Here is a 25,908-nt window from a genome sequence, read left to right on the forward strand (position 1 = left end):
TAAATGACAAACGATCTATTAAAAAAAGGAGCGAACCTAGAGCAAAAGGTAATCATTGTGGCGGATGATTTAACAGGCGCAAGTGATACCGGTGTTCAATTTGTGAAAGCAGGCTTAAAAGCCTCCGTACTGTTCAAGCCGTCATTTGATGACATCAGCCGGTACAAGGAGGAGGATGTACTGATTGTCGACACAGACTCACGAAGTATGCCTTCTGAAAAAGCGTACAATGAGGTCAGTCAAGTGGTGCAGCCATTTTTACAAGAGCATTTGCACCTTTTCTTTAAAAAAGTAGATTCAACGTTAAGAGGAAACATTGGGATTGAACTGCAGGCACTGATGGATCTTGGCCGGTTTGATGCAGCCGTCATTGCCCCCGCTTATCCCGATGCAAAAAGATCTACTGCTTATGGCATTCATTATGTGGAGGGTGTGCCTGTTCATCTGTCAGAGGCAGCAAAGGACCCGAAAACGCCTGTCCTGACATCCAGCATATCAGACTTAATTGCTGAGCAGACAAATGTCAGACCAAAAAATCTCACGCAGCAAGCGATCCATTCAGCGCTAACCGACACGAGTCATGAGGTCGCATCTTTATTGAAACATGGTCATCAATGGTTTGTGTGTGATGCAGAAACGAACAATGATTTAACTCAGATTGTTGAATTGTTTATGAAGATGGATCAAAGAGTGCTATGGGTCGGTTCAGCAGGACTGGCTAGTGCATTATCAGCTTATGTTGCGAAGCAACGAAGCAGCATTCGTCCTAAAAAAGAGCCTGTTCTCATCGTATCAGGAAGTGCTTCTCAAAAGACAAATGAACAGTTTGCTTACTTACGAGATCAGCATGATTGCCTTGAGGTGAAAGTGAACCCGCTAAATGTATTAAACGGCTGTGAAGCGTGGGAAAGAAAATCAGTCATGGATCAGCTGCTTATGCGTCAGGATGAAGATATTCTTCTTTATACGGACGCAAGGCCTGAAATCGTTGAACAGATGCTGGCTTACGGCAAAGCAAAAGGAATGACAAGACAAGAGGTCGGGAGTACCTTGTCTGTCTGTCTTGGAATGATCACAAAAGACATTGTTGAATTAACAGGGGTGAAACGCCTTTTTTTAACTGGCGGTGATACAGCACGTGCGATATGCCATAAGCTTGGAGCGGGGGGAATTCAGCTGCTGAAAGAAATTGAACCCGGCATCCCGCTTGGGCGGCTCGTTGATACTCATTTATATGCGGTCACCAAAGCAGGGGCATACGGTCAAAAAGATTCTGTGCTCCATGCGGTAGAAGTGCTGAAAAACATAGAGGGGGAAGACGAATGTCAAAACCAATCATTGCTGTAACGATGGGAGATGCGGCTGGCGTTGGTCCTGAAATTATTTTAAAAGCCTTCCAGCAAAGCCGTTTACATGAAGAAGCTGTTCTATTTGTGATTGGGGACACCAGTATATTAAATAGGGCGAAAGAGTTTGTGGATACAAATGTGGAGATTGTCAGTATTACAGAGCCCGAGGAAGCGGAGCAGGTAAAAGCTGGCGCAGTTCCCTGCCTTGATCTTAAGCTTTTAACTGGTGATATACCGGTAGGGGATATTTCAAAAGAAGCAGGGAATGCCGCTTTTCGATATCTTGAAAAAGCCATTACACTGGCGAATGACCGAAGAATTGATGGGATTTGTACAGCACCGTTAAACAAGGAAGCACTTCATAAGGCAGGTCATATGTACCCAGGGCATACGGAAATTTTAGCTGATCTGACGGGTACGGAGGATTATGCCATGATGCTGGCGGCTCCCAATTTAAAAGTGGTGCATGTGACGACACACATTGGATTAATGGATGCCATTTTAAAAATCAACCCAAAGCGTGTATACACAACGATTAAGCTGGCTCATGAGACACTCGTCCGTTCCGGTATCTCTGCACCTAGAATTGCTGTATGCGGCATTAATCCGCATGCTGGGGAGAATGGGCTGTTTGGGAATGGAGAAGAAGAGGAAAAGATCATCCCAGCGGTGGAACGAGCACAGGGTGAAGGGATTCAAGTATTTGGCCCGCTGCCAGCTGATACTCTGTTCTTTAGGACAACAAGAGGCGATTTTGATATCGTCGTGGCGATGTATCATGATCAAGGACATGGGCCTATTAAGGTGCTCGGCTTAGAATCAGGTGTGAACATTACGGTAGGTCTGCCTATTATCCGTACAAGTGTTGATCATGGAACGGCATTTGATATTGCAGGGACAGGAAAGGCTGATTCTGCGAGCATGGAAGAGGCCATTAGACAGGCGATCATGCTCTCTGGTACGAGAGAAAAACGATAGGAACCAAAAAGAGCCGTCATATTGAGGCTCTTTTTCTAGTTCATATACGTGCCGCCATTCATATTGATGGTTTCTCCTGTAATGAAATCAGACTGATCAGAGGCTAAAAAGGCGACCACGTTTGCGACTTGCTCCGGTGTCCCAATTGTTTTCAGCGGAATCCTTTCTAACACAGCGCTGCGGTATTCAGCACTCCACTGTTTACTCATATCAGTTTCAATGGGGCCAGGACAGACAGCATTTACATGGATGCGGTGCGCTGCTAATTCTTTTGCGAGATGCATCGTTAAATAATTGATCCCGGCCTTTGATGCCCCGTAAGCAGGTGATGCATTATGATGAGGGGTTTTGCCGGTTGTCGAGCTCATGTTAACAATTTTCCCGCCTTGCTGTTTGATCATGTCAGGTATGACAGCTTGGCACATGAGAAACGTACCGGTTAAATTAATATCGATCAACCTTTTCCATTCATCAACGGATGTATCGACTGTTGATTTTCGCAAATTGACCCCGGCGTTGTTAACCAATATATCAATCTGTCCGAAATGTGTTTTTGCTTGCAGAGCGAGGGAGGCCGCTGTCTCTGGTAAGCTAGCATCACCGGCTACATAAACAGCGCATGTCTCTTCTTTATTCAGTGCGGAGCAAGCGTCTTGCAATAGATCTTCATTCGTTCCGCTCAATACAACGCGAGCCCCCTCACGGACGAGTGTCTCTGCAATGGCACGGCCAATTCCTCTGCTTGCCCCTGTAATAATCGCTACTTTGTTTTGTAAAGTCACATACATCCCGCCCATCTTTTAAAATTAAAAAGCGCTTTCATTCTATTATAAAGTGTGGTGTTTCATCATTCAACATATATAGTGGGATTGAAGAACGTTTGAGAAAAAGTGTTTCATAATAAAACAAATACATCTTTTACAATACAGGGTATACTAAAAGGAACAAGAAATGGACAAGGGGGAACCGCAATGAAACTTTATACCAAAACCGGTGATCAAGGTCAAACCGGCTTGATTGGCGGGCGAACGGATAAAGACGACATAAGAGTAGAAGCGTACGGTACGTTAGATGAGGCAAATAGCTTTATTGGGCTTGCCCATGCAAACTTACGGCGGCATGGCAAATTGTTTCATGATATTCTGTCTGAGCTGATTGTCATTCAACATGAGCTCTTTGACTGCGGCGGCGATTTGGCAGCGGTGAAACCACCGAAAGAAGGCAAGCTAACGGAAAAATCTGTGGCAGCCCTTGAGCAAAGAATGGATGTCTATGTAGAAGAAGCTGCGCCACTCACCAAATTTATTTTACCTGGCGGCCAGGAAGGCGCTGCCCTCTTACATGTGGCGCGGACAGTTGTCAGAAGAGCCGAGCGGCATATTGTGACACTCGCGAAGCAGGAGGACATTCCAGCTGTTGCCCTCACATATGTGAACCGTCTATCTGACTATTTATTTGCAGCCGCCCGTATTGTGAATCATCGGCTCGGTGAAGCTGATGTTGAGTATGAACGAAGTGCAGATGTGTTCCATTCTAAATAAGGGAAAGCACTCTTCTAATCGAGGAGTGCTTTTTTTAATGGATTCAATCGGTCAGTCTGAGCATCGTTACGACTCTGGTCGCAATCAAAGATCAATCTACGACACGTTTTGCCGGCTTTCTTTTTCGACTATAGTAAAAGCAAGGAGCAAGAAAGGAGGCATGAAGATGAAAATAACAAGTAAAACCATCATTGGTTCGATTCTAATGTTTGTCGGTTTATCCATCTTTTTTGGTGGTTCAATAGGGGGGCTGATCCCAACTCTAATTGGGGCGTGGCTCATTTACGCAGGTGTCAAAAAATATGATAAAGGCAGTAAAACAACAGGTGTCATTCTCGCTGTGATCGGTGTCCTGCTCGTCGTGCAATCTCTGCCATTTTTACTCGGAATCGCATTTGCAGCAGCGCTTCTCTACTTTGGCTGGAAAATGATAAATGGTGAATCAACAAAACAATCATCAGGCAGCTCATATATGGAGCCAAACACGACGCCGAACATGGATAAACAAATTCACACGTCATTTGATCAAGAGTGGGAAGACTTTTTAAAGAAAAAATAAAGGGAGGAATATCAAATGGTATTAAGAAGAGTAAGGGATATGTTTGTTGCGACAGTGAATGAGGGCTTAGATAAAATGGAGAATCCACGTGTCATGCTCAATCAATACGTTCGTGATATGGAAGGTGATATGGCCAAAGCGAAACATGCGATCATCAAACAGCAGACCATTCAGCAAGGCTTCCTGCGAAAAGCAGAGGAAACAGAAGCACTTGCTGGTAAGCGGAAAAAGCAGGCTGAGCTGGCATTTCATGCAGGAGAAGAAGAGCTTGCACGAAAAGCGCTCACTGAAATGAAGTATTTTGAAGAAAAGCACAACGAGTATCAAGATGCCTACCAGCAATCTGTGAAACAGCTGAAAGAGCTAAAAGAACAATTGCAGCATTTAGAAACAAAGATGCGTGATATGAAAGACAAGAAGCAAGCGCTGATTGCAAGAGCAAATGCCGCACAGGCAAAGCAGTATATGAATGAATCCATTAATAAAGTAGATAGTGAAAGTGCATATAAGGAATTCTTACGAATGGAGAACCGTATCGAGGAAATGGAGACAAAAGCGGGCAGCTATGCACGATTTGCAGGTCAAGGTGCGTATGCTCATCTAGATTACGATGATGAGGTTGAAAAGGAATGGCAGAAGCTGAAGCTGGAAAAAAAGCCTGAACAACAGCAAGCAAACTAAGGAAAATGTGTCAAATCGGAAGAAAAGCAGGTTTTTTCTTCCGATATTTAATTTCTTTCTGATTCGCTTTTCCTTATAATAAAAAGGTCAAAGGGTAAAGGGATGGTATAAATGAAACGGTTAATCGGTCTAATTTGTATACTTGTTGGTGTTTTGTTAATGATTGGGATGCTTTTCAAAAATGGAGATCTCTTTCATTTGAGCTTTTCTAAAGAGCAAGCGGTGACAACAGCTTCAGCGAAAAAGGATGAGATTGATCAATTAGATATCTCTCTTTCTGGATTTCGTGTGAAAGTGAAGCCTGAGAATCGTTCTGATATTTCCGTAATGGTCGTAGGTGGAAAAGGGAAAATGTATGCGGAGCAAACAGGCGGGACATTCAAAGTTCGTGCTGAAAATAAAGGGTTTTTGTTTTTCTCTCAATTTGAAAAAGGAGAACTCTTAGTCAAAATTCCAACAGATTATCATCAAGATGTGAAGATTACAGGTGGAAGCGGCGTGAGTGAAGTAAATGGCGAAGGAAAGCTGTCTCTTCAAGATGTGACGCTCAAATCAACAAGCGGAAACCTCACAGCTGAGAATTTCTCAGCAAAACGTGTGGAAATTAAAGCAACCTCTGGCAGACTCTCAGTGTCTCATATTGATGCGAAGGAAAGTGATATTGGTGCAACTTCAGGTCGTGCCGATATTCAAGATATAAAAGGAAAGCTGCAACTAGGCATGACAAGCGGCAGGTTGACGGCAAGTTTTGATACAATTGAGTCACCGGTTGACTTTCATATGACGTCAGGCAGTGCGACACTTAACTTGCCAGATGAGGGAGATTTCAAAGTCCAAGTGAAAAAAACGAGTGGAAGCGTCGATCATTCGTATCAGTTTGATCAAGCGGATAGTGAAGGTCGAGGCTTTACAGGCACACGGGGAAATGGGGCACACTTAGTCGATATTGAGATGACAAGTGGAAACTTAAAACTACGGTAATGATACGTCATAAAGGAAGGGGGCGAGTCAACTGCGTTTTTCAAGAAATCAAATTTTAGGCATCATTGTTGTGATTTTTGGTATCAATCTTTTTCTCAAAATTATTGGGATCGGAGCTGACCTATTTTGGCCAGTGTTTTTTGCACTTGCTGGCTATTGGCTGCACTCACGATCCAAACGTTGGCTCGGTTCGGTATCCTATATTTTTGCCGGCTTTCTCTTCCTGAAGTTCCTGCTAAATATCACGTTTAGCTTAACGGGGTATTTATTTGCTGCTTTTTTGATCTATGCGGGCTATCGTTTAGTAAAGAACAAACCTGTTTTTGATGTCGATAAAAAGGAGTCGAGAGACGAGAAAAAGCCTTCATTGAAAGTCGATCTTGAAAAAAAGAGCGGTCAAAAGAAAACAAAAAGCCAGACAAAGCCACGAAAAGAACATGACTTCTTTATTGGGGAAGTCAGGCTGATGAAAAAGCCGTTTCAATTAAGTGATTTGACGATTTCAGGCTTCATTGGTGATGTCAAAATCGACTTATCAAAGGCCATCATCGCAGAGGAAGAAAGTACCATCGTCATTAGCGGACTCATCGGAGATGTGGATATTTACGTTTCGCAGGACATTGAAGTGTGTGTGAGTGCTTCGGCTGCGATTGGTGATATGAAAATCATTGATGAAAAAAGAAGCGGATTTGGCAGTAAAGTATATGTGATGACCAATGATTACGATGAGAGCAAGCGAAAAGTGAAAATCTCCATTTCTCTACTGATTGGGGATGTGGACGTGAGGTACTTATGAGAAAACTGCATTTAGGCATCCAGTGGCAATCTGTTCGTCTCGCAGTTGGTATCTCGCTTGGTGTTGTGATCATGACGACACTGCCGATGTTTTTTTATTATCAGCTTGACCCCATGATCTTGCTGTCTACACGGTGGTTCGGCATCCCGTTTTTTTGCATTTTACTCATCATTAGTCTTGTCATTGGTGTATCAGCCGGCCATGTGTTTGGCTATCAGCATAAGAAGCGCCTGGATCAGATTGTGGAGTCGATCTTGAAGTTTGAAAATGGGAATTTTGCGTACAGACTGCCGTCTTTAGGTGATGATGAAATTGGTTTGGCGGCTGATCAATTAAATGAAATGGCAAAACGGATTGAAGGGCAAGTAGCCTCTTTGCAAAAGCTTTCGAATGAGCGTGCTGAATGGCAGGTTCAAATGAAAAAATCGGTTGTTTCAGAAGAGCGTCAGCGTCTAGCCCGTGAACTGCATGACGCGGTCAGCCAGCAATTATTTGCGATTTCCATGATGACCTCTGCGATTCTTGAAGGCATGAAGGAAAAGGATGAAAAGATTTTAAAGCAAATGCGTCTTGTCGAACGAATGGCTGGCGATGCACAAAATGAGATGCGTGCACTTCTTCTGCATCTAAGGCCGATCACACTTGAAGGGAAAGACTTGAAAAAAGGCTTGATCGAGCTGCTTAATGAATTTCAGGCAAAGCAGCCAATTGATATTGATTGGGAGATAGAAGATGATGTCCCGCTGTCTAAAGGAGTGGAGGATCATCTGTTCCGAATTGTGCAAGAAGCCCTTTCCAATGTGTTTAGGCATGCAAAGGCGACAAAGGTGACGGTACGTCTGCTCATTCGAAACCGTCAAGTTCAGTTGAAAATTATCGACAACGGGATCGGTTTTCAAACGGATCATGTGAAGACCGCTTCCTACGGACTTGAATCAATACGGGAAAGAACAAGTGAAGTAGGCGGTGTCGCAGAGATTATGTCATTTGAGGGAAAAGGCACACAAATAGATGTGAAGGTTCCCATTTTTGATGACGGAAAAGGAGAGAACGTTCGATGATTCGAGTGCTTTTAATTGACGATCATGAAATGGTGAGAATGGGGCTTGCTGCCTTTTTAGAGGCACAGGCTGATATTGAAGTGATCGGTGAAGCGTCAGATGGACAAAAAGGTGTAGAACTAGCGGTTGAATTAAAGCCAGACGTGATTTTAATGGATCTTGTCATGGAAGGAATGGACGGCATCGAAGCAACGAAAAGAATTTGTCAGGAAATAGAGGATGCCAGAATTATCGTGCTGACGAGCTTTATTGATGACGACAAAGTTTACCCAGTCATTGAGGCTGGTGCTTTGAGCTATTTATTAAAAACATCGAAGGCAGGGGAAATTGCTGATGCCATTCGATCTGCCAGTATTGGAGAGCCGCGGCTTGAATCAAAAGTAGCGGGAAAGGTCATGAACAAACTCCGTCATTCATCAAATGGGTCGATTCTGCACGATTCGTTAACCGCAAGAGAAATGGAAATATTAAAGCTGATTGCAGATGGGAAATCGAATAAGGTCATTGCAGAGGAACTGTTTATTACCATCAAAACAGTCAAGACGCATATTACGAACATTCTTTCCAAGCTTGATGTAGAAGACCGCACACAAGCGGCAGTGTATGCCCATCGCCATAAGCTGATTCAATAAAAAAAACAGCTTTCAAATGAAAGCTGCTAGAACATGCGTGAAATTAGTCCTTCTGTCCTGTGATTGGACGTTCGGAGAGTTGATGGAGCTCTGGAACTGGGAAAGCCTCCTCCTGCTCCTTGGCCGATTTGTCTTCCAGGGTTTTCTTCATCTCGGATAGCAGCTTTACGCTTTCCTTTGCCACTGCCGCTTTTTTCTCCTGCAAATCAATGATCTGTGAAAGTCCAACAAATAAACCGCCTCCCACAAGAAGGAGCGCAGGGGTTTGTCCATAATAAATCACGATCAAAAATGTGCTTGTAAAGCTGTCGGCTTCAATGAAGAAATCTTCTTTTGATTGCACGAATACAACGATTAACAGAAGTATTCCTAGAATCAAAAATAGAATGCCGGCCGAAAGTAAAGCTCGTTTCATGATTGACACCCTTTTTTTCTTACCATTTTAACATACTCTATAAGGATTGTGTTGCGCCCTTAGTCCCGAAGTCACGGATTTTCACATTTGCCTTGTAACGAATATCCGATTCACTAAAAATATCATCCCAATTTTTCGCTTCCTTTCGGTATTCCTTCGGATACGCAATACTTGCTTTTTGATAAAACCCACAAATATCTGCTTTGATCTCGTGCTGTAATTCTTCGATGAAATCTTTCACGTTTTCCTCTAATCTTCGTGCCACGACTTTCTCAATCTCTTGGATGTATTTTTCATTAAATGAATTTTCTCGTTCATTCCAGTCCTCAGACAATCTTCCGTCTAGGTGAACTGATACATCGAATTCATATCTGCCGCTGGCTGTTTTACGGGTCTCGATGTTGTGTTTGAGTTTAAATATTTCAAACGAATAGATGCTGTGATCATATTCAAATTCAATCACTCCGCCCTTGCCGTCCCCTGTCAGCAGATTGTATGATTGAACCGCTAAGGGAGAGATGTTGGTAAGAAACCGTCTATTCTTAATGATAGAGGCGCCGTCGATCATTAATTTCCCTTGATTGATACTGACTTTCGGAATGGCAAAGGATACGTTGTTTTGCAAAGCAGAGGAGATATCTCCTAATGAAACGGACTTAAGCATACGAACGGTCATTTTCATATTTGCAGATATATCATATAAGGTGGAAGAGGCGGGTTGTCCGTCATCATTAATTTTCAGCATGTCCCCAGGCTTTTCGGAAGCCATAAAGACGAGGCTGCCCCTTCGTGTTTCATTGTCCCGAATGAATTGATTGATAACCAAATCAAAATTATTTTCTTGAATAAGCTCCTGAGAAAACAAATAAATTCTTAACTGCTGAGCGAAAATACGATGCGCCTTTAAAGCAGTTGTGCGAAAAATTTGATGCACTGAATCACCATTTGTTTCAATGATTTTCGTCGGATCTTTGACACTTGCTTCTTGATCAATCTTTTGCGGAACAAGCACTTGCATAGACAGTTTTAATTTATGCCCCTGATCGCCTTTATCCACTGCAAACCCAATCGCCATGTTGAGCTCCTCGATATTAGTACTATCCCAGCACCCGCTTAATAAAACAAGCGTCAGGAAAGCAAAGACCGCTTTCTTTTTCATGCTGCTTTTCGCCTCCTTTTGAAAAACACGATGATGAATAAGAGAAATGGGAGGATGCCGAATAACAAGAAAAATAAGTTGTTGACATAGGCTAAATAAACCCGAACCGTATCAACATCCTTTGGAAAAATGGCGGCAAGATAGATGACGACGGCCATTAAACCAAGCACCACTTTTTTTGGAAACTTGGTCAGTTTCGATACCCCCATTGCGGCAAAAAACGTATACCCTACAAAGCTCGTATAAAGCTGAACAAGCCATACGATCAAAAGAAAGGATTCAATCCGTTCAATAAAGATCCCTTGAATATCAAATGATTGAAACAATGCAATGGTCGGCCAGGTGAGGGTAGCCGTTTCTTTCACCGTGAGCGCACCAACTACAAGGATATAGGTGAAGATATAGATGATCGCAGGAATTAAAAAACCGACGGCCCCATAAGCAAAGGTATGTTTCTGCGACTTCATATAAGCGGGCATGAAGAGCATCATTTCAATGCCGACAAATGAAATGGCAGAAGCATTAAAGGATTGAAAGACAGGGGAGAAGCCCTCTCCAAGCACTGGCCGGAGGTTATCGAGCTCAAACTCTTGTACACTGAGTCCATAGGCCACAAATAAGATAATGAGTGTGACAATGAGAAAAAAAGGACACAGCCTCGCAAAGTCGCCTATACCGCCAATCACAAGATAAAAGCCGACCAAAATAAAGCTGAGCATCGTCACGGCTATAGGTGTGTTTTGAAGCAGAAAGAACTTCACCATTTCCGACATCGAGCGTACTTCATAGCTGGCGACGCCAAGAAAATAAATAATGATCAAGAGGTTGGCAATGGTGCCGATCCACTTCCCAAGCCCTTCGTTTGTATAATCATAGTAAGAGGAGAAAGGGACTTTTTTCATCATGAGTACATTGGCAAAAATAAAGACAATGTAAATGACGCTCATTAGTAAGAGTGCAATCCAGCCGTCAGGTGTGGACGCTGCCTGAGCCATTGATCTGGGCAGAACCAACATACTTGCGCCTAGTGTGGTATTCGAGATAATGGCACTTGCCTGATAGCTTGAAATTGACTCTTTATGATTCACCATATCGTTCTCCTTTCTTTTGACTTTTGAGCGGAAGTCGAATGATGGAATTGTCTTTGTTTTTATAACTGAACACAAAATCTGGTGAGAAGTAAGGCGTCCCAAAGCTTTTTTGCCTCGTCAAATGTGTCATCAGAACGAGCATGAATAAAACAATCCCATATAATCCAAAAGTAGCCGCAGTAAACATGGACACAAATCGGAGCACACGAAAGGACATGCCCATTCCGTATTGCGGAACCGTAAAGGATGCAAGAGCGATGACACTGACGATAATGACCATGATGGAGCTCACAATATGAGCCTGTACAGCCGCTTGTCCAATGACAACTCCGCCCACCAGTCCAATCGTTTGACCAAGTGGATTTGGTAGTCGTAAGCCGGCTTCCCGCAACAGTTCAATGGTCATTTCCATAATAAGTGCCTCGACAATAGGTGGAAAAGGGACATTCTCTCTTGTGCTTGAAATCGAAATAGCCAAAGTGGTGGGCAGAAGACCTTGATGAAAGGAGACAAGGGCAATATAGATGGCTGATAAAAACAAGGTGAGAAAGATCGAGATAAACCGCAACAATCGTATAAGAGAGGCGGAAATCCAGCGCTCATAATAATCATCAGGTGACTGCATAATCGTCGCAAGGGAAGCAGGCACAATTAATATAAAAGGTGAATGATCGACAAAGATAGCGACGCGTCCGTTGTTCAAAGCAGAGGCAACTTTATCAGGCCGTTCTGTATTTTGAATTTGCGGAAACGGCGAATACACATTGTCTTCAATGAGTTCTTCAAGGACGCCAGAGTCTTGTATGTCATCAAAGGTGACTTGTTTGAGCCGTTTTTTCACTTCTTTTAAAACAGAAGGATCTACGATATTGTCAATGTACATAATGGTCACTTGGGTGAGTTTCTTCTGACCGATTTTCATATCGACGGTTTTGAGATCAGGATTTTTCAAGCGCTGTCTGACAAGAGCTAAGTTCGTATCTAAATCTTCAATAAAGCCAATTTTCGGCCCTCTTACCACGGTTTCAGATGTAGAATCCCCTAAACTACGTTTCATCGCTCCATGTGTTTCTAGAATATAAGCATGCTGAAATCCGTTAATCAGAACGACACAATGTCCTTCGAAAATCGCCTCCAGCAATTCTTCAGAGGTTTTCACAGAACGGGTGGTCATCATTGATAAATTGGATTCCAGCTTCTCTTTTGTCAAAGAGGAATGATCTTGCAGCAGCAGCTTTAAGAAGGTTTGAATCTGCATCGTTTCGTTCATTTCTTTAATGTATAAATAGTAGACAACCTGTCCGTGAGGTAATGTTTTTTTCTCATGGATCAAATCATCCATGTCCTTTAACTGCGGGAGAATGACAGAGAGATTATCGTATAAGTGCTCTTTTAATGGAGTCTGTTTCAAAAGGATCACCCGCCTCAACATTTTTTCTTAGCATTACCTGCTTGAAAAAACAATATTCTGTGTTACATTATTTTGTGGTAAAAGAAAGAATGAGGGTTTTGGAGGACACAAGATGGCACAAATTCGTTTAGCAGGTACAAAAGAGGAGATCGACCGTATTCTACAGTCATTTGACAAGTATTATGAGGTGACCTATACATCAAAAGATTACGGAAAAACGAATCCGAAATACAAATATTCCAAAGATGTCCGCGTTTATATTGAACTAAAATTAAAATAAAGATAAAATTTTAATTGAAAACGCTTAAAGGATTTTCGTTTTTTGTATAGAATAGAGTTGAGTGATGAAGCTATGGAGGGATACATAATGACGGAATTTAGAATCGAAAAAGATACAATGGGCGAAATCAAGGTGCCAAAGGACAAGTTCTGGGGTGCACAAACACAACGAAGCAAAGAAAATTTCAAAATCGGTTCTGAGAAAATGCCAAAGGAAGTTGTGAATGCGTTTGCAATTTTGAAACGCAGCACAGCGATTGCCAATGAACGTCTTGGTAACCTTGAAAGTGAAAAAGCAGAAGCGATTGCTGCTGTATGTGATGACATCATCAGTGGAAAATATGACGAGCATTTCCCGCTGGTTGTCTGGCAAACAGGCAGTGGAACGCAAAGTAACATGAACATGAACGAAGTTGTTGCAAATAGAGCAACTGCTTTCTTGAAAGATAAAAATAGTGAACTCAGCATTCACCCGAATGATGACGTCAACCGCAGCCAAAGCTCAAACGATACATTCCCAACAGCTATGCACGTGGCAGCTGTTTTAGCTGTGCACAAAAAATTAATACCTGCTATTGACCAATTAAGAGCGACACTTGATGAGAAAGCACAAGCATATCAAGAGATCGTGAAAATCGGCCGTACGCATTTGCAAGATGCAACGCCGCTGACAGTTGGCCAAGAGATTAGCGGATGGGTGTACATGCTTGATCGTTCAAAAGAAATGATTCTAGAATCGACTGAAAAAATGAGAGAGCTTGCGATTGGTGGAACGGCTGTCGGTACAGGAATTAACGCACATCCTGAGTTCGGCAAATACGTGGCTGAAGAAATCAGCCAGCTGACAGGTCAAACATTTAATTCTTCACCAAACAAATTCCATGCGCTAACAAGCCATGATGAAATTACGTATGCACACGGTGCTCTAAAAGCACTTGCAGCTGATTTAATGAAAATTGCCAATGATGTCAGATGGCTTGCAAGTGGCCCGCGCTGTGGAATTGGCGAATTGATCATTCCTGAAAATGAGCCAGGCAGCTCCATTATGCCAGGAAAAGTCAACCCAACCCAAAGTGAAGCTTTAACAATGGTTGCAGCGCAAATCATGGGGAATGATGCAACGATCGGTTTTGCCGCAAGCCAAGGAAACTTTGAGCTGAACGTATTTAAGCCGGTCATCATCTATAACTTCCTGCAATCAGTTGAACTGCTTGCTGACGGCATGAACTCATTCCATGACAAGTGTGCCGTTGGAATCGAACCAAACCTAGAAACAATCGAGAAAAACCTGAAAAATTCATTGATGCTTGTGACGGCGCTTAATCCGCACATCGGATATGAAAATGCAGCGAAAATTGCTAAGCTTGCGCACAAAGAAGGGTTAACGCTAAAAGAAGCAGCCCTTCAATTAGAGCTATTAACAGAAGAGCAATTTGAAGAGTTTGTGAAACCAGAAGAAATGGTGACACCGAAAGCAAAATAAGACAACAGGGGCCCGCTGCCCCTGGTTTTTTTGTGGGAAAAATGATGAGATGAATGGTGGTTGAGAACGTGAAGACGAGATTGATTAGAGTGAAAAACACGTGAAGTCGAGTTTTTTCAAGCCATATCTCAGGGATACAGAGGAGTCTGCCCTTTTTGTTATAAAGTGATCAAAGGCGCCCGCAGGATGGGGATCATCTTTGATCTCTCATTTTGAGCTGTCAGAAGAATCACTTGAAGATGTTTGAAGGTAACGATATGTTTTGAAACCAAGTTGCTCTGATTGTATGAGCACACTATCAGTAAAGGGAGGATTTGAATTTGATGTTCCATTCACAACAATAAACCCAGGGGGGCTGTCCTGGGCTTTACAAATGGTCCTCTTTCAAAATACGCAAAAGTGACTCAGATATGGTTTGAAGCGGAGGGAACAATTTCAATTGGTAGAGCATACCTTTTACAATGACTTGTCTCGGTTTTTGTTTGTTTAACTCATTTTCTAAAATGCCAAGTGCTTCAAATAAATCCGGCTCGTCTTTCACATCATAGTGTTCTTCAGCCTGCTCTCTTAATTCTTTTAAAAGAGATTCTGTCAGCGGGTCAAATGATCGTTCATAAATAGGGCCGAACCAGTCGCTTGCTTGGTCCACAGAAATGAGCGGAAGGTCGTTTCGTTTCATCATACCGCCCATCAAATCATCAATACGGTGAATCATCGTTTTGGCAAGTTCCTCTGCTTCCAGCTGAAAATCATATAAAATTGCAAGCTCAAAGTAAACATGACTCATGCCCTCAATCGTCAAACAAAGATCAGCCATATAAGGAATCGCCGCATCCCCATATACCTGCTTAATGTTATCAATGTGAAGCTGGATCGTTGCAAGCCGAATTTGTTTTGCAAGCTGCTGCGTTTCTTCATTCAATGGAAGAGCCCTGTCGCTCAGCTGCATTTTAATAAAATCCTTTTGCTGCAAAATATTATCGTAATAGACAGTGAGCTGTTTGCGATAGGCTTCTTTTGGTGTGCCGCCCTCTGTTTGAACCTCGTGAATCCGGGTAAATACCTTATCGTAATAGTAGTGCAAGATCGAAATGAGCAGTGCTTCCTTTGATTTAAAGTAAAGATAAAAAGCACCCTTTGACATATGGCATTCATCCGCAATTTCCTGAACAGACGTTGTATTGTAGCCTTTGCTGGCAAATAACTTCATGCCGGCTTCAATGATCATTTTTTCTTTCTTTTTCAATATGAATGTCATCCTTTCTTACCGAGAGACAAATGTCTTAGGAAACGTGCGCGAAGAGATGTGACTTATCGGTCATAAACGACGAAAGTTTTCAAAAATTAATCAGATTGTAACTTGTTTTTTACAGTGTAATTCTTTATATTATAAAGTAAGATGACCAACTGGTCAAAATATGTGAAAGGATGATGTTCCATGAGAGAAATCGATGATATGATTAGACGCTTGAAAGCAAAAGGAATTCAAGTAGAAAAAGTCAAAATGCCGAAAGAAACAACCATTGAAAAGAAATGGATGTACCAAGCTGGCAAAAAGATCAAAGCCACATACCGTGATTTCACTGGGTATTCATTCATCTAAAAAAAGACTGCGGTCAAAAACCTACAGTCTCTTCTTTGGAACAGTGATCGTATAGCGTACACCTAGATCATCATTTTCAATAGATATGGACGCTTGATGCATTGAAAGAATTCGTTTGACAATGCTTAATCCAATACCAAATTCGCCCTTTTTTCCCTTACTAAAAGGTTCGTATAGGCTGGATAGCATGTGTTCTTCAATTGGAGGGCCGTCATTACGAATGACCATGCGAATGTGATCCTCTTCCTGCTTCATATGAATGTCAATTCTACTTTTTGCGTAGCGAAGTTGATTTTCTAGTACATTTTCAAATAATTTGCTCCATTGTTCTGGATCGCCTTCAAGTGTAGCCTCATCATCTAAGTCCACGTTCCACTGCAATTCATTTTTCGACCAGCGTATGCGGTCGACCACTTCCAGCATTGTATTACTCATAAGGAAGGAAGAATGTGCGGGATTCTGTTTTGACAAATAATCAAGCTTTGTTAAATACAGCAAATCTTTGATCTTCTTCTCAAGTTTTTCCGCTTCACCTTCAATGACTTCCACCGTTTGTTCAAGATCTCCCTTAGGAAAAATCCCATCTTTAATGGACTGCGTATATCCGCGGATGACCATCACAGGTGTTTTTAAGTCATGTGATATATTTTGCAAAAGCGTTCGTTCCGTTTCATCCTTTTGAATGAGCTTTTGTCTCATTTCTTCAATCGTATGACCGAGCTTGCCGATTTCATCTTGCCTGTCAACGACCACAGGATCGTCCCAGTCCTCTTGAGCAATCCGCTTCACGTGCTTTTCAAACGCAACGATCGGACGGGATAAGTAGCGGGCAAGCCAAATAGACGGAATCCAGCTTAGTAAAATGACAGTGCCTAAGATCAATATCAGCTGTTTAAACAGCGTAAAGGACAAGTCGTCTCGATAAGAATCTGGTGCATACGACAACAGAATATATTGTGTATTGCCTGTTGAGACTTTTTTGATCACAAAAAAGATATGCTGGCCATTCACTTCTTCAGAATAGCGTTTCGTTGCGCTTTTTTGTTTTTTCACAAAGGTTTGTACTTTTTCAATAAACGCATGCGGGAAAAACTGCGCCATTTGATCTAATTCATCTGACGGGATCAGAATGTGCTGAACCGAGCGGTTTTCTGGGGTCGACTTTGGTGATCCGTCTCGATTCAAAGGGTATTCTGTTAACACCTGCTGTTCATTTTCGATGTTTTTATAAATTTCATCTGTGAAGAAGCTGCGTAATGTATTTGAAAATAAAATGATCAGGACAATCGAAATGGTCAGCAAAATGCCAGAGATGACGACCCAAATTTGAAAAGCGAGCGGTTTGTTCTTCATCCCTTTAGCATCCTATAGCCAAATCCATAAATGGTCTCGACTTTTAAGTCAGGCATTTTTTTACGCAGCCGTCTGACAAGATCATCCACGACACGATCTGTCCCAAAGTAATCATGTCCCCAGATCTTCACGAGAATATCTTCACGAGAAAAAGCGTGTCCTTGATGATGTGTAAATAAGAGCAGCAAGTCAAATTCCTTAGAAGTTAAGTTAATCAGCTGATCCCCTTCAAACACCTCTCTCACGTCCTCATGAATGGTGTAGGAGGAAACGTGTGTGATGCTTGGCTGCGGGGTCTCACTGTTTTTATACACAAGCTCCAGCAGCTTTTGCACTCGGATGATCAGCTCCCGCGGAAGAAATGGTTTCGCAATATAGTCACTGCTTCCCAGTTCTAAGCCGAGGACACGATCAATATCTGCATCACGTGCAGAAATGAAAATGACTGGTACGTCAGGTGAGGCGGCTTTGATTTCTTTAATGAGTGTGTAGCCGTCTGTATCAGGCAGCATAATATCTAAAATCCATAGATGCGGCGGCTTGTCCATTGCCGCACGTGCCGCTTCTCCGGTTAAAAAAGAGGAGACATTCCAATTTTCACTCTCTAAATATTTGGTTAAAAGTTCATTTAAGTTTTGTTCATCCTCAACTAAATAAATGGTGTACGACAAAGTCTTCCACATCCTCTCAACGTCATTATAACGGGATACAAAGGCGATATGTCAACAATCACACGCTTTTTTCATAATTTCACATATTCTTCTCATCATTATCCCATAATGTTTGATTATGATAAGCTCAAGGGAAAAAAGGGCATAGACAAAAAGCTGATGAATAGGTGTTTTCCACCAATGTGCGCACCTTGCTTTTTTTCTATGAATAAGTATTATATAATTTGGTATATTGCCATAAAGTATTTTCAATGATTTTGCCATTAAGAGGACATCGGTCCTATCGACACATATGAATGAAGCATTTCATGAAAATGATGCAAAGGAGTGCAAGCGATGGATTTCCGAAGAGAAGATGAAGAAAAAAAGATCAATCATCAAGAAGAAACACATCAAGAGAATGAGAAAGAAATAGAAGAACCAAAAAAAGAACTCGTTTTTCACCACCATGAAAATGAAGCATCCGCCTCTCAGGAGAGTGTGACAAACAGGTCACCTCAAATTGTGGATGATCGTGCTTCTAAAAAGGAGAAAAAACGGAAGGCTGCATGGTTGAGTCCGATTCTTGGAGGGATTATTGGCGGAGGTCTTGTGCTTGGAATTACACCGCTTTTACCGCAGGCACAGGACACAGCTGCCAACACGCAAACCCAAACAGCGTCAAGTGAATCGGTTACCTCTGATAATTTCTCATCAAAACAAATCACCAATGCGACGAATGTAGCCGATATGGTAGAGGATTTAGAGCCGACCATTGTAGGGGTCTCAAACTATCAATCTACACAAAACTCTTTCGGTCTTAGCGGAGAATCAACAGAAGCGGAAGCTGGAACTGGTTCCGGTGTGATCTTTAAAAAGGATGGAAAAAAAGCATACATTATTACCAATAACCACGTGGTTGAAGGTGCCAATAAATTAAAGGTCACGCTTTATGATGGAAAAACAAAAGATGCTAAGCTTGTCGGCAATGATGTGATGACAGATTTGGCTGTTCTCGAAATCAACGCTGACGGCATTGATAAAGTCGCAAGCTTTGGTGATTCGTCTAAGCTTCGTGCCGGAGACAAAGTGATCGCTATCGGGAACCCGCTTGGTGCGCAGTTCTCAGGTACTGTGACAGAAGGAATTATTAGTGGTGTCGATCGTACCGTTGAAGCGACTACGTCATCTGGTACTGTTGAGATGAATGTGCTTCAAACAGATGCTGCCATTAACCCAGGAAACAGTGGAGGTCCACTGATCAATACGGACGGTCAAGTCATTGGGATCAACAGCTTGAAAATTAGCGAAAGCGGTGTAGAATCACTTGGATTCGCCATCCCAAGTAACGATGTGAAACCGATTGTCGATCAGCTATTGAAAAATGGAAAAATCGAACGCCCTTACCTTGGTGTTCAAATGATTGACTTAGAGCAAGTGCCTGAAACGTATCAGGAAAATACGCTCGGATTATTTGATAAACAAATCGGTAAAGGCATTTACGTAAAAGATGTATCGAAAGGATCACCTGCACAAAAGGCAGGTTTGAAGTCTGGAGATGTCATCATCAAGTTCAAAGGGAAAGATGTGGAGAACAGCTCACAGCTAAAAGAAATCCTTTATAAAGAAACAAAAATCGGTGATAAAACAACAATGACGGTCATCCGTGAAGGAAAGAACAAAAACCTTGATATTACCCTCGGGCAGTCTGATAACGAATAAATGAAAACAGGTGGATAAAAGATCCACCTGTTTTTTGCGCTTATTTTTTGGATGAAAGTGTCCGTAAAATGATCGTTTCCCATACATTCCAAGGCAGGAGCTGCTTTGCTAGGAATGAAAGCCGTACACCTTTCCCCACAAGGTATCTCAGCTTCTTTAGACGCTTCTTCTCTGCAAGTGAGACCACAAGCTCCGCAACTTCGCTAGGATCTCCATAGTTGTTTTTTTGCGCTTCAATATAGGACATCATCTTTTGATAAATAGCTGTGTATTTAGAATCTTCTGCGGGCTGCGTCATTTGCTCATTCATAGAGGTGTTCCAAATATTTGTTTGGAAAGAACCCGGCTCAATCAAAGCGGCCTGAATGCCAAACGAAGCCAGTTCAATTCGCAAGCTCTCTGTATAGCCCTCTAGTGCAAATTTGGACGATACATATGGAGAGAGCGCAGGCATACCCATTAACCCGCTGATACTGCTCATATTCAATATCTTTGCACCGGTTGTCATAAACGGAAGGACCGCCTGTGTCATTTCCATCACCCCAAAGACATTCACTTCGAATTGCTGGCGGTACTTGTCAACAGGCACTTCTTCAGCAAAACCAGCATAGGCTGTTCCCGCATTGTTCACAAGCAGGTGAATGGGTGCATCAGTATCGAGCCTTTTCTGAAATGCTTGAATGGACTGTGTATCCGTCACATCTAATACTTCAATATGTATCAATTCGGATAAAGCGGCTTTCTTTAGTTCTTCCGCAAGCTTTTTCGCATTGGCCTCTTGTCTCACACCAGCAATTACGGTATAGCCTTGCTGAGCCAGGCGCAGCGTGATGAGCTTGCCAAAGCCGCTATTGGCACCAGTCACAATGGCTGTTTTTTTCATCATCCGTTTCTCCTTTTGACGTATATTTTTTGTTTTCATTTACCATAACACAGTGTTTAGGTGAATAACGAAAAGAAGCTTAGAGCAGAATAAAAACCGATGAAGCGAAATAGGAGGAAACACATGATGTGCTGGAAGAAGGCGGGACTGCTAGGAGTGCTGCTCTTTATGCTGTCTGGCTGTCAATCAATCGAACCAATGCAACATACAAGTGAAGCAGAAGCTGAAAGTCTGTCAGCTGTTCAAATGAAGGAGCTGCCATTTCATCATCTGCATCTACATGTTCAATATGGGCAGAAAAATGAATTATACGAAGCTACCTATCGTCAGGTGGGCGGAAAAGAAGAAGCACTGATTCGAGATCATATGAATGGTGTCCGCTATGAAGGGGAGGAAGCATTGCGCGAGATGAAGATGAAGTTAAATGATATGTCTATACCTAGTGCAAAGCTAAATGAAACGTATGTAAATGAACTATTAGCTGCCTTTAATTTAGATGACGATTATCAGCGGATTCAGGTCGATATGAAGCTCGAAGATGGGACAAATCGTACATTCGAAAAGAAAAAGTAAACGAGACTTTGTCATTTTTTAATTGAAAATGATTTTCAAAATCACTCAAATCTGATACACTAAATTGAGATAAGTGATCTTTGACGTCTACATAGACGATATTCAATATAAAAAATTTGGATGAGAAAAGGAGCGTTTGAGCGGAATGAGTGCCATTTCTACTGAAGGTTTAAGCTTAGGCTACGGAGAAACAATGATCATAGATGAACTAAATGTATCAATCCCTAAGGGTGAAATCACAGTATTTATTGGCAGCAATGGATGCGGTAAATCCACGCTACTTCGCTCATTGGCCCGTCTCATGAAGCCAATGGGTGGATCTGTCCTGCTTGAAGGTCATTCCATTGCCAAATTACCAACAAAGGAAGTGGCGAAACAGCTTGCCATTCTTCCGCAAGGACCAGAAGCGCCGGAAGGATTAACTGTCCACCAGCTAGTTAAGCAAGGGCGATACCCTTATCAAAATTGGCTGAAGCAATGGTCAAAGCAAGACGAAGAAGCGGTAAATCGCGCACTGAAGTCAACGAAGATGGAAGACCTAGCTGATCGAACGGTCGATTCATTATCAGGTGGACAAAGGCAGCGTGCATGGATTGCGATGACATTGGCGCAGGAGACGGATATTATCCTATTAGATGAGCCAACAACGTATTTAGACATGACGCACCAAATTGAAATCCTTGATCTTCTGTTTGATTTAAATGAAAAAGAGCAGCGCACGATTGTCATGGTTCTGCATGACCTCAATCTCGCTTGCAGATATGCGCATCATCTTGTTGCCATTAAAGACAAGTCGATTTATGCAGAAGGAAGACCGGAAACCGTCATTAACTGTGATCTCGTGAAAAATGTCTTTGATATGAACTGCCAAGTGACAACAGATCCTTTATTCGGAACACCATTATGTATTCCGCATGGCAGAGGACGCTGTATTGTGCAGGAGGCACAAGCAGAGACATTTCTTGCTGCAAGATAATCGTATGTGAAAAGCCTGACATCTGTTACGCGCAGAGTCAGGTTTTTTTCTGAAAAAGGGAGCGGAAGATCAATGGGAAATGAATTAGATGAAAAGCTAGAGGGCTTGCTTGATAAATATACAGAGCTGCTGCTTGGTGAAACGAATGAGGAACTGAAAAGAGATGTCACGCAGTGGGTGATCTACTCTCATATTGCCAAAAGCATGCCGCCTCTAGCGAAGCATTTTAATGAAACGTATCCAGAGGCAAAGGAAGACATCAAAGAAACGATTCAGCGGATCAAACAATTAAATGAAGCTCATCGAGCCAATAAAGACCGTTAAAAAACTGCCAGCATCATCACTGGCAGTTTTTCTTTATGACATGTTTGATGGTCCATATGGAGACTGATCTGTCAGTGTTTGCTGGAACTTTTGATGTGCTTGCTGGAGCTTTTGCTGCTCAGCCGCTTCGACAGAATACCAGCCATATTTGAACATGACATCATATAAATGTCTTTGCGTTTTTTGTGTTTCCAGCGCAATTTGCTGAATATCTTGGTAAAGAGATTCATGGCTTAATTCATTCAGCGCTGTGTTATATCCGCTTGTCATATATTTTTCAGTCGACAAGAGATCTGTGATAAAATCACGATCGTTCATGTTTGTGGTTGTTGGAACCGGCGTTTGTGGATTCCCAATTTTTTGTTGGTTTTGCTGATCCATGTCTTTGTCCTCCTATTGCATAAAGCCAGTAGACTGGCCTTGCCCTGAGCTGCCTAAATGATGAAGAATTTGGGTGTAATGCTGATGGTGCATTTGACCAACTTGATTGAGTTCTTGTTTCAATGTTTGATCTTGGCAATGCTCGGCCATAAAGTGGGCTTTTTTCATGGCGATTAAATTCCAGTTCAGCATATCCTCTAAGTACAAGGAATCCTTCACTGAAATGACTTGCGGGGGCATATTCATTTGCTGATTGTTCAAGATGTGTTCCCTCCTTACGATTTTGGTTCCTTAATGTTTCTTTTTATATTGCTGATTTTGACTGGTCTTTTTCCCGCCGAGGTCTGCTTCTTGTGATGGACCTGCGTTTCCTTTTACACTTGCAGCACTTACGCCAGCTTTTGATGGATTTTTCTTCAAACGAGACATATGGACATCACCTCCATTCTTACATTTCCCTCTCATCTTTAATTCATACGCTGTAAAGAAAGACGCATGAGAATGTGTAAATTTTTGAAATCTGCTATTGAACTGTTTCGGAAAATCTTTTAAGATAAAGAAAGAGGCATTGCTTTTTTTTGGACAAAAAATGAATGACTGTTCATTCAAAATGTTTAGGGGGATATTTATGGGCAAACATATTCGCAAGGCGGCTGTCATTGGTTCAGGTGTCATGGGCTCAGGCATTGCTGCGCATCTAGCCAATATTGGGATACCGGTAACATTGCTAGATATTGTGCCAAATGAACTGACAAAGGAAGAAACGGCAAAAAAGCTAACGCTTGATCACCCTAGTGTTCGGAATCGATTAAGTCAAGAAGCGATGAAAAAGTTGTTAAAGCAAAAGCCAGCACCTCTTACGTCAGCGAAAAACCTATCATACATCACACCCGGAAATCTCACAGATCACCTTTCCTTATTACACGATGCTGACTGGATCATTGAAGTCGTCACTGAAAAGCTCAGCATCAAACAACACGTATTCTCTCTCATTGACGAACACCGCAAAGAAGGCAGCATCGTATCCAGCAATACATCCGGTATTTCTGTTGAAAAAATGGCAGAAGGCCGATCAGCTGATTTTAAACGCCACTTTTTAGGCACTCACTTTTTTAACCCAGCTCGTTATTTAAAGCTTTTAGAAGTGATTCCTATTCAAGAAACTGATCCAGAAGTACTTTCATATATGAAAACATTTGGTGAAGATGTACTTGGCAAGGGTGTTGTTGAAGCAAAAGATACGCCGAACTTTATTGCCAACCGTATTGGCACTTATGGACTCCTTGTCACAGTGCGTGAAATGCTTGAGAACAAATACACGATCGGAGAAGTCGATTCTGTCACAGGTCCACTCATTGGCAGACCGAAAAGTGCGACCTTCCGTACACTGGATGTGGTCGGACTCGACACGTTTTCTCATGTGGCCCGCAACGTATATGAACAGGTGGAAGGAAAGGAGAAGGATATTTTTCAGCTGCCTGAGTTTATGGAAAGAATGCTTGAAAAAGGGTGGATTGGCAGTAAAGCAGGGCAAGGGTTCTATCAAAAAAACGGGAAGAGCATTTTAGAGCTTGATCCTGTGACACTCACATACGGAGAACGGACAAAGCTGAAGGACCCGGGCATTGACATTGCTAAGCAGCAAAAGGGGACAAAAGCGAAATTGAAAGCGCTTATTTATCAAGACGGCCGCGCTGGGCAATTGCTCTGGAATATGACAGCACCAGTGCTTCTTTATTCAGCTCATCTAAAAGGCGACATTGCAGATGATATCGAGTCCATTGATAACGCCATGAAATGGGGATTTGGCTGGCAGCATGGCCCATTCGAGCTATGGGATGCGATTGGTGTGAAAAAAGCCGTCAGCCGAATGGAGGCAGAAGGGCACAGCATCCCGGTGTGGGTCCAAGAAATGCTGTCAGAGGGACATGACACATTCTATCAAGAGAATGCCGAAGGAGACCGTGCTTTTTATCAGAATGGCACTTATAAACAGGAAAAAAGAAACGAGAAGAATATTTCTCTAGCCAGATTGAAAAAGAAACAAGGGGTCATTTTCAACAATTCAGGTGCAAGCTTAATCGATATTGGTGATGATGTTGCCTTGCTTGAATTCCACTCGAAAAGCAATGCGATTGGTCTTGATGTCATTGATATGATCAACCGTGCTGTAGATGAAACGGAAAAGAATTATAAAGGTCTTGTCATTGGGAACCAGGGGAAGAACTTCTGTGTTGGCGCAAACCTTGCTTTAATTTTAATGGAAGCACAGGACGACAATTTCTTTGAAATTGACTTTGTCATTCGCAGGTTCCAGCAGGCAATGATGAAGGTGAAATATAGTGACCGTCCAGTTGTTGCTGCACCGTTTGGTATGACGCTCGGCGGGGGGACGGAGCTTTGTCTTCCGGCAGCCGCTATCCAAGCATCCAGTGAAACGTACATGGGGCTTGTGGAAGCAGGGGTTGGGCTGATTCCGGGCGGCGGTGGAAACAAAGAATTATATTTACGTCACCTACAAGGAGCGGCTAAGCCGTCTGCAACTGCGATACAAGATGCTGCGCTGCAAACCTTTGAAACGATTGCGATGGCGAAAGTATCGACTTCAGCAGAGGAAGCCCGTGATATGAAGATGCTCCGCATGAATGATCGGATCAGCATGAATGGTGATCATTTAATCTATGATGCGAAACAATTCGTTCTCTCTCTTGATGAAGCGGGTTATCGTGCACCGCTCAAACAAAAAGTGCCCGTCATGGGAGAAACAGGCTATGCAGCAATGGTGCTAGCTGCTGAAAATATGAGATTGTCTGGCTACATTTCAGACCATGACATGACCATTGCGAAAAAACTAGCTCATGTCATTTCCGGCGGTAAATTGCCATTTGGTACAGAGGTGGAGGAACAATACTTATTAGAGCTTGAAAGAGAAGCCTTTTTAAGTCTTGTGGGAGAAGTGAAATCACAGGCACGCATGCAGCACATGCTCGTCAAAGGCAAACCTTTACGTAACTAGGGGGGAATCAA

At 42.4% G+C, this 25,908-nt stretch carries 29 protein-coding genes; 17 read left to right on the top strand and 12 right to left on the bottom strand.

Features of this window, described 5'->3' with window-relative positions; translation table 11 throughout:
• The first annotated feature begins 3 nt into the window (after window positions 1–3).
• Both BA1_RS05735 and pdxA read left to right on the top strand, forming a co-directional pair.
• Entirely contained in the window at window positions 4–1,347 is a 1,344-nt protein-coding gene (locus BA1_RS05735; protein ID WP_008356613.1) for a four-carbon acid sugar kinase family protein, read from the top strand.
• Complete coding sequence (gene pdxA, locus BA1_RS05740) at window positions 1,323–2,327, top strand: 4-hydroxythreonine-4-phosphate dehydrogenase PdxA (RefSeq protein WP_008356614.1); 1,005 nt, start codon at window positions 1,323–1,325, stop codon at window positions 2,325–2,327. Before BA1_RS05735 ends, pdxA begins: the two co-directional genes overlap by 25 nt.
• 35 nt (window positions 2,328–2,362) lie before the next feature.
• Here pdxA and BA1_RS05745 read toward each other — a convergent pair whose 3' ends face one another.
• The gene (locus BA1_RS05745) at window positions 2,363–3,109 is read right to left on the bottom strand and encodes an SDR family NAD(P)-dependent oxidoreductase (RefSeq protein ID WP_034738528.1); all 747 of its coding nucleotides are present in this window, start codon (window positions 3,107–3,109) and stop codon (window positions 2,363–2,365) included.
• Window positions 3,110–3,298: 189 nt separating this feature from the next.
• Between BA1_RS05745 and BA1_RS05750 the strand changes: the two genes are divergently transcribed.
• The 7 genes from BA1_RS05750 to liaR all read left to right on the top strand — a co-directional run bounded on the left by BA1_RS05750 (window position 3,299) and on the right by liaR (window position 8,578).
• A complete protein-coding gene (locus tag BA1_RS05750; protein WP_008356619.1) occupies window positions 3,299–3,868 on the top strand; it encodes a cob(I)yrinic acid a,c-diamide adenosyltransferase in 570 nt (189 codons plus the stop codon).
• A gap of 166 nt (window positions 3,869–4,034) precedes the next feature.
• Window positions 4,035–4,427: a hypothetical protein gene (locus BA1_RS05755; RefSeq protein WP_008356621.1), complete on the top strand. Its 393-nt coding sequence runs from the start codon at window positions 4,035–4,037 to the stop codon at window positions 4,425–4,427.
• 15 nt (window positions 4,428–4,442) lie between these two features.
• Entirely contained in the window at window positions 4,443–5,108 is a 666-nt protein-coding gene (liaH, locus tag BA1_RS05760; RefSeq protein ID WP_008356623.1) for a stress responsive protein LiaH, read from the top strand.
• Window positions 5,109–5,219: 111 nt separating this feature from the next.
• Complete coding sequence (liaG, locus tag BA1_RS05765) at window positions 5,220–6,089, top strand: LiaG family protein (protein WP_034738503.1); 870 nt, start codon at window positions 5,220–5,222, stop codon at window positions 6,087–6,089.
• Between the two features lie 31 nt (window positions 6,090–6,120).
• Window positions 6,121–6,885, top strand: coding sequence for a cell wall-active antibiotics response protein LiaF (liaF, locus tag BA1_RS05770; RefSeq protein ID WP_034738505.1), 765 nt, complete (start codon window positions 6,121–6,123; stop codon window positions 6,883–6,885).
• Entirely contained in the window at window positions 6,882–7,946 is a 1,065-nt protein-coding gene (gene liaS, locus BA1_RS05775; RefSeq protein WP_008356630.1) for a two-component system sensor histidine kinase LiaS, read from the top strand. Before liaF ends, liaS begins: the two co-directional genes overlap by 4 nt.
• Entirely contained in the window at window positions 7,943–8,578 is a 636-nt protein-coding gene (gene liaR / locus BA1_RS05780; protein ID WP_007500305.1) for a two-component system response regulator LiaR, read from the top strand. Before liaS ends, liaR begins: the two co-directional genes overlap by 4 nt.
• 43 nt (window positions 8,579–8,621) lie before the next feature.
• On the opposite strand, the gene BA1_RS05785 is transcribed toward liaR, so the two are convergent.
• The 4 genes from BA1_RS05785 to BA1_RS05800 are packed head-to-tail and all read right to left on the bottom strand — an operon-like array spanning window position 8,622 to window position 12,654.
• A complete protein-coding gene (locus BA1_RS05785) occupies window positions 8,622–8,993 on the bottom strand; it encodes a hypothetical protein (RefSeq protein WP_008356632.1) in 372 nt (123 codons plus the stop codon).
• Between the two features lie 37 nt (window positions 8,994–9,030).
• Window positions 9,031–10,152 carry a Ger(x)C family spore germination protein gene (locus tag BA1_RS05790; protein ID WP_008356634.1) on the bottom strand — a complete coding sequence of 374 codons (1,122 nt, stop codon included), beginning with the start codon at window positions 10,150–10,152 and terminating at the stop codon, window positions 9,031–9,033.
• The gene (locus tag BA1_RS05795) at window positions 10,149–11,243 is read right to left on the bottom strand and encodes a GerAB/ArcD/ProY family transporter (protein ID WP_008356636.1); all 1,095 of its coding nucleotides are present in this window, start codon (window positions 11,241–11,243) and stop codon (window positions 10,149–10,151) included. The genes BA1_RS05790 and BA1_RS05795 overlap by 4 nt, the downstream gene beginning before the upstream one ends.
• Complete coding sequence (locus BA1_RS05800; RefSeq protein ID WP_008356639.1) at window positions 11,230–12,654, bottom strand: spore germination protein; 1,425 nt, start codon at window positions 12,652–12,654, stop codon at window positions 11,230–11,232. The genes BA1_RS05795 and BA1_RS05800 overlap by 14 nt, the downstream gene beginning before the upstream one ends.
• 112 nt (window positions 12,655–12,766) lie before the next feature.
• Between BA1_RS05800 and BA1_RS18555 the strand changes: the two genes are divergently transcribed.
• Both BA1_RS18555 and fumC read left to right on the top strand, forming a co-directional pair.
• Window positions 12,767–12,934, top strand: coding sequence for a YvzF family protein (locus BA1_RS18555; protein WP_008356641.1), 168 nt, complete (start codon window positions 12,767–12,769; stop codon window positions 12,932–12,934).
• An 87-nt stretch (window positions 12,935–13,021) separates the two neighbouring features.
• Complete coding sequence (gene fumC, locus BA1_RS05805) at window positions 13,022–14,416, top strand: class II fumarate hydratase (protein WP_008356643.1); 1,395 nt, start codon at window positions 13,022–13,024, stop codon at window positions 14,414–14,416.
• 367 nt (window positions 14,417–14,783) lie between these two features.
• Here the strand turns inward: fumC and BA1_RS05810 are convergent, their stop codons facing one another.
• Window positions 14,784–15,662 carry a TetR/AcrR family transcriptional regulator gene (locus tag BA1_RS05810; protein ID WP_008356644.1) on the bottom strand — a complete coding sequence of 293 codons (879 nt, stop codon included), beginning with the start codon at window positions 15,660–15,662 and terminating at the stop codon, window positions 14,784–14,786.
• Window positions 15,663–15,854: 192 nt separating this feature from the next.
• Here BA1_RS05810 and spxO point away from each other — a divergent pair, with 192 nt between their 5' ends.
• The gene (gene spxO / locus BA1_RS19270; protein WP_008356647.1) at window positions 15,855–16,019 is read left to right on the top strand and encodes an anti-adapter protein SpxO; all 165 of its coding nucleotides are present in this window, start codon (window positions 15,855–15,857) and stop codon (window positions 16,017–16,019) included.
• A 21-nt stretch (window positions 16,020–16,040) separates the two neighbouring features.
• Here the strand turns inward: spxO and BA1_RS05815 are convergent, their stop codons facing one another.
• Both BA1_RS05815 and BA1_RS05820 read right to left on the bottom strand, forming a co-directional pair.
• A complete protein-coding gene (locus BA1_RS05815; RefSeq protein WP_008356648.1) occupies window positions 16,041–17,372 on the bottom strand; it encodes a HAMP domain-containing sensor histidine kinase in 1,332 nt (443 codons plus the stop codon).
• Window positions 17,369–18,043, bottom strand: a complete 675-nt coding sequence (locus BA1_RS05820; protein WP_008356649.1) for a response regulator transcription factor — start codon at window positions 18,041–18,043, stop codon at window positions 17,369–17,371. The genes BA1_RS05815 and BA1_RS05820 overlap by 4 nt, the downstream gene beginning before the upstream one ends.
• A 336-nt stretch (window positions 18,044–18,379) precedes the next feature.
• On the opposite strand from BA1_RS05820, the gene BA1_RS05825 reads away from it, so the two are divergent.
• Window positions 18,380–19,744 (top strand): S1C family serine protease, encoded by a 1,365-nt coding sequence (locus BA1_RS05825; protein ID WP_008356651.1) that lies wholly within the window; start codon window positions 18,380–18,382, stop codon window positions 19,742–19,744.
• A 40-nt stretch (window positions 19,745–19,784) separates the two neighbouring features.
• Here the strand turns inward: BA1_RS05825 and BA1_RS05830 are convergent, their stop codons facing one another.
• Entirely contained in the window at window positions 19,785–20,627 is an 843-nt protein-coding gene (locus BA1_RS05830) for an oxidoreductase (protein ID WP_008356653.1), read from the bottom strand.
• 126 nt (window positions 20,628–20,753) lie between these two features.
• On the opposite strand from BA1_RS05830, the gene BA1_RS05835 reads away from it, so the two are divergent.
• The 3 genes from BA1_RS05835 (at window position 20,754) to BA1_RS05845 (ending at window position 22,500) form a co-directional block, all read left to right on the top strand.
• Window positions 20,754–21,200, top strand: a complete 447-nt coding sequence (locus tag BA1_RS05835) for a YusW family protein (RefSeq protein WP_008356655.1) — start codon at window positions 20,754–20,756, stop codon at window positions 21,198–21,200.
• Window positions 21,201–21,345: 145 nt separating this feature from the next.
• On the top strand, window positions 21,346–22,176 hold the full coding sequence (locus BA1_RS05840; RefSeq protein WP_008356658.1) for an ABC transporter ATP-binding protein: 831 nt from the start codon (window positions 21,346–21,348) through the stop codon (window positions 22,174–22,176).
• Window positions 22,177–22,248: 72 nt separating this feature from the next.
• Window positions 22,249–22,500: a YusU family protein gene (locus BA1_RS05845; RefSeq protein ID WP_008356660.1), complete on the top strand. Its 252-nt coding sequence runs from the start codon at window positions 22,249–22,251 to the stop codon at window positions 22,498–22,500.
• 33 nt (window positions 22,501–22,533) lie between these two features.
• Here the strand turns inward: BA1_RS05845 and BA1_RS05850 are convergent, their stop codons facing one another.
• From BA1_RS05850 to BA1_RS18560, 3 genes are read right to left on the bottom strand one after another with little or no spacing between them, the layout of a single operon-like run.
• A complete protein-coding gene (locus tag BA1_RS05850; RefSeq protein ID WP_008356662.1) occupies window positions 22,534–22,881 on the bottom strand; it encodes a spore coat protein in 348 nt (115 codons plus the stop codon).
• 12 nt (window positions 22,882–22,893) lie between these two features.
• Window positions 22,894–23,145: a hypothetical protein gene (locus BA1_RS05855; protein ID WP_237739191.1), complete on the bottom strand. Its 252-nt coding sequence runs from the start codon at window positions 23,143–23,145 to the stop codon at window positions 22,894–22,896.
• A gap of 27 nt (window positions 23,146–23,172) precedes the next feature.
• A complete protein-coding gene (locus BA1_RS18560; protein ID WP_008356665.1) occupies window positions 23,173–23,310 on the bottom strand; it encodes a YuzL family protein in 138 nt (45 codons plus the stop codon).
• A gap of 199 nt (window positions 23,311–23,509) precedes the next feature.
• Between BA1_RS18560 and BA1_RS05860 the strand changes: the two genes are divergently transcribed.
• Window positions 23,510–25,897 carry a 3-hydroxyacyl-CoA dehydrogenase/enoyl-CoA hydratase family protein gene (locus BA1_RS05860; RefSeq protein WP_008356667.1) on the top strand — a complete coding sequence of 796 codons (2,388 nt, stop codon included), beginning with the start codon at window positions 23,510–23,512 and terminating at the stop codon, window positions 25,895–25,897.
• Window positions 25,898–25,908: the final 11 nt, after the last annotated feature.

It is taken from the genome of Bacillus xiamenensis (assembly GCF_000300535.1).
Taxonomy (GTDB): Bacteria; Bacillota; Bacilli; order Bacillales; family Bacillaceae; genus Bacillus; species Bacillus xiamenensis.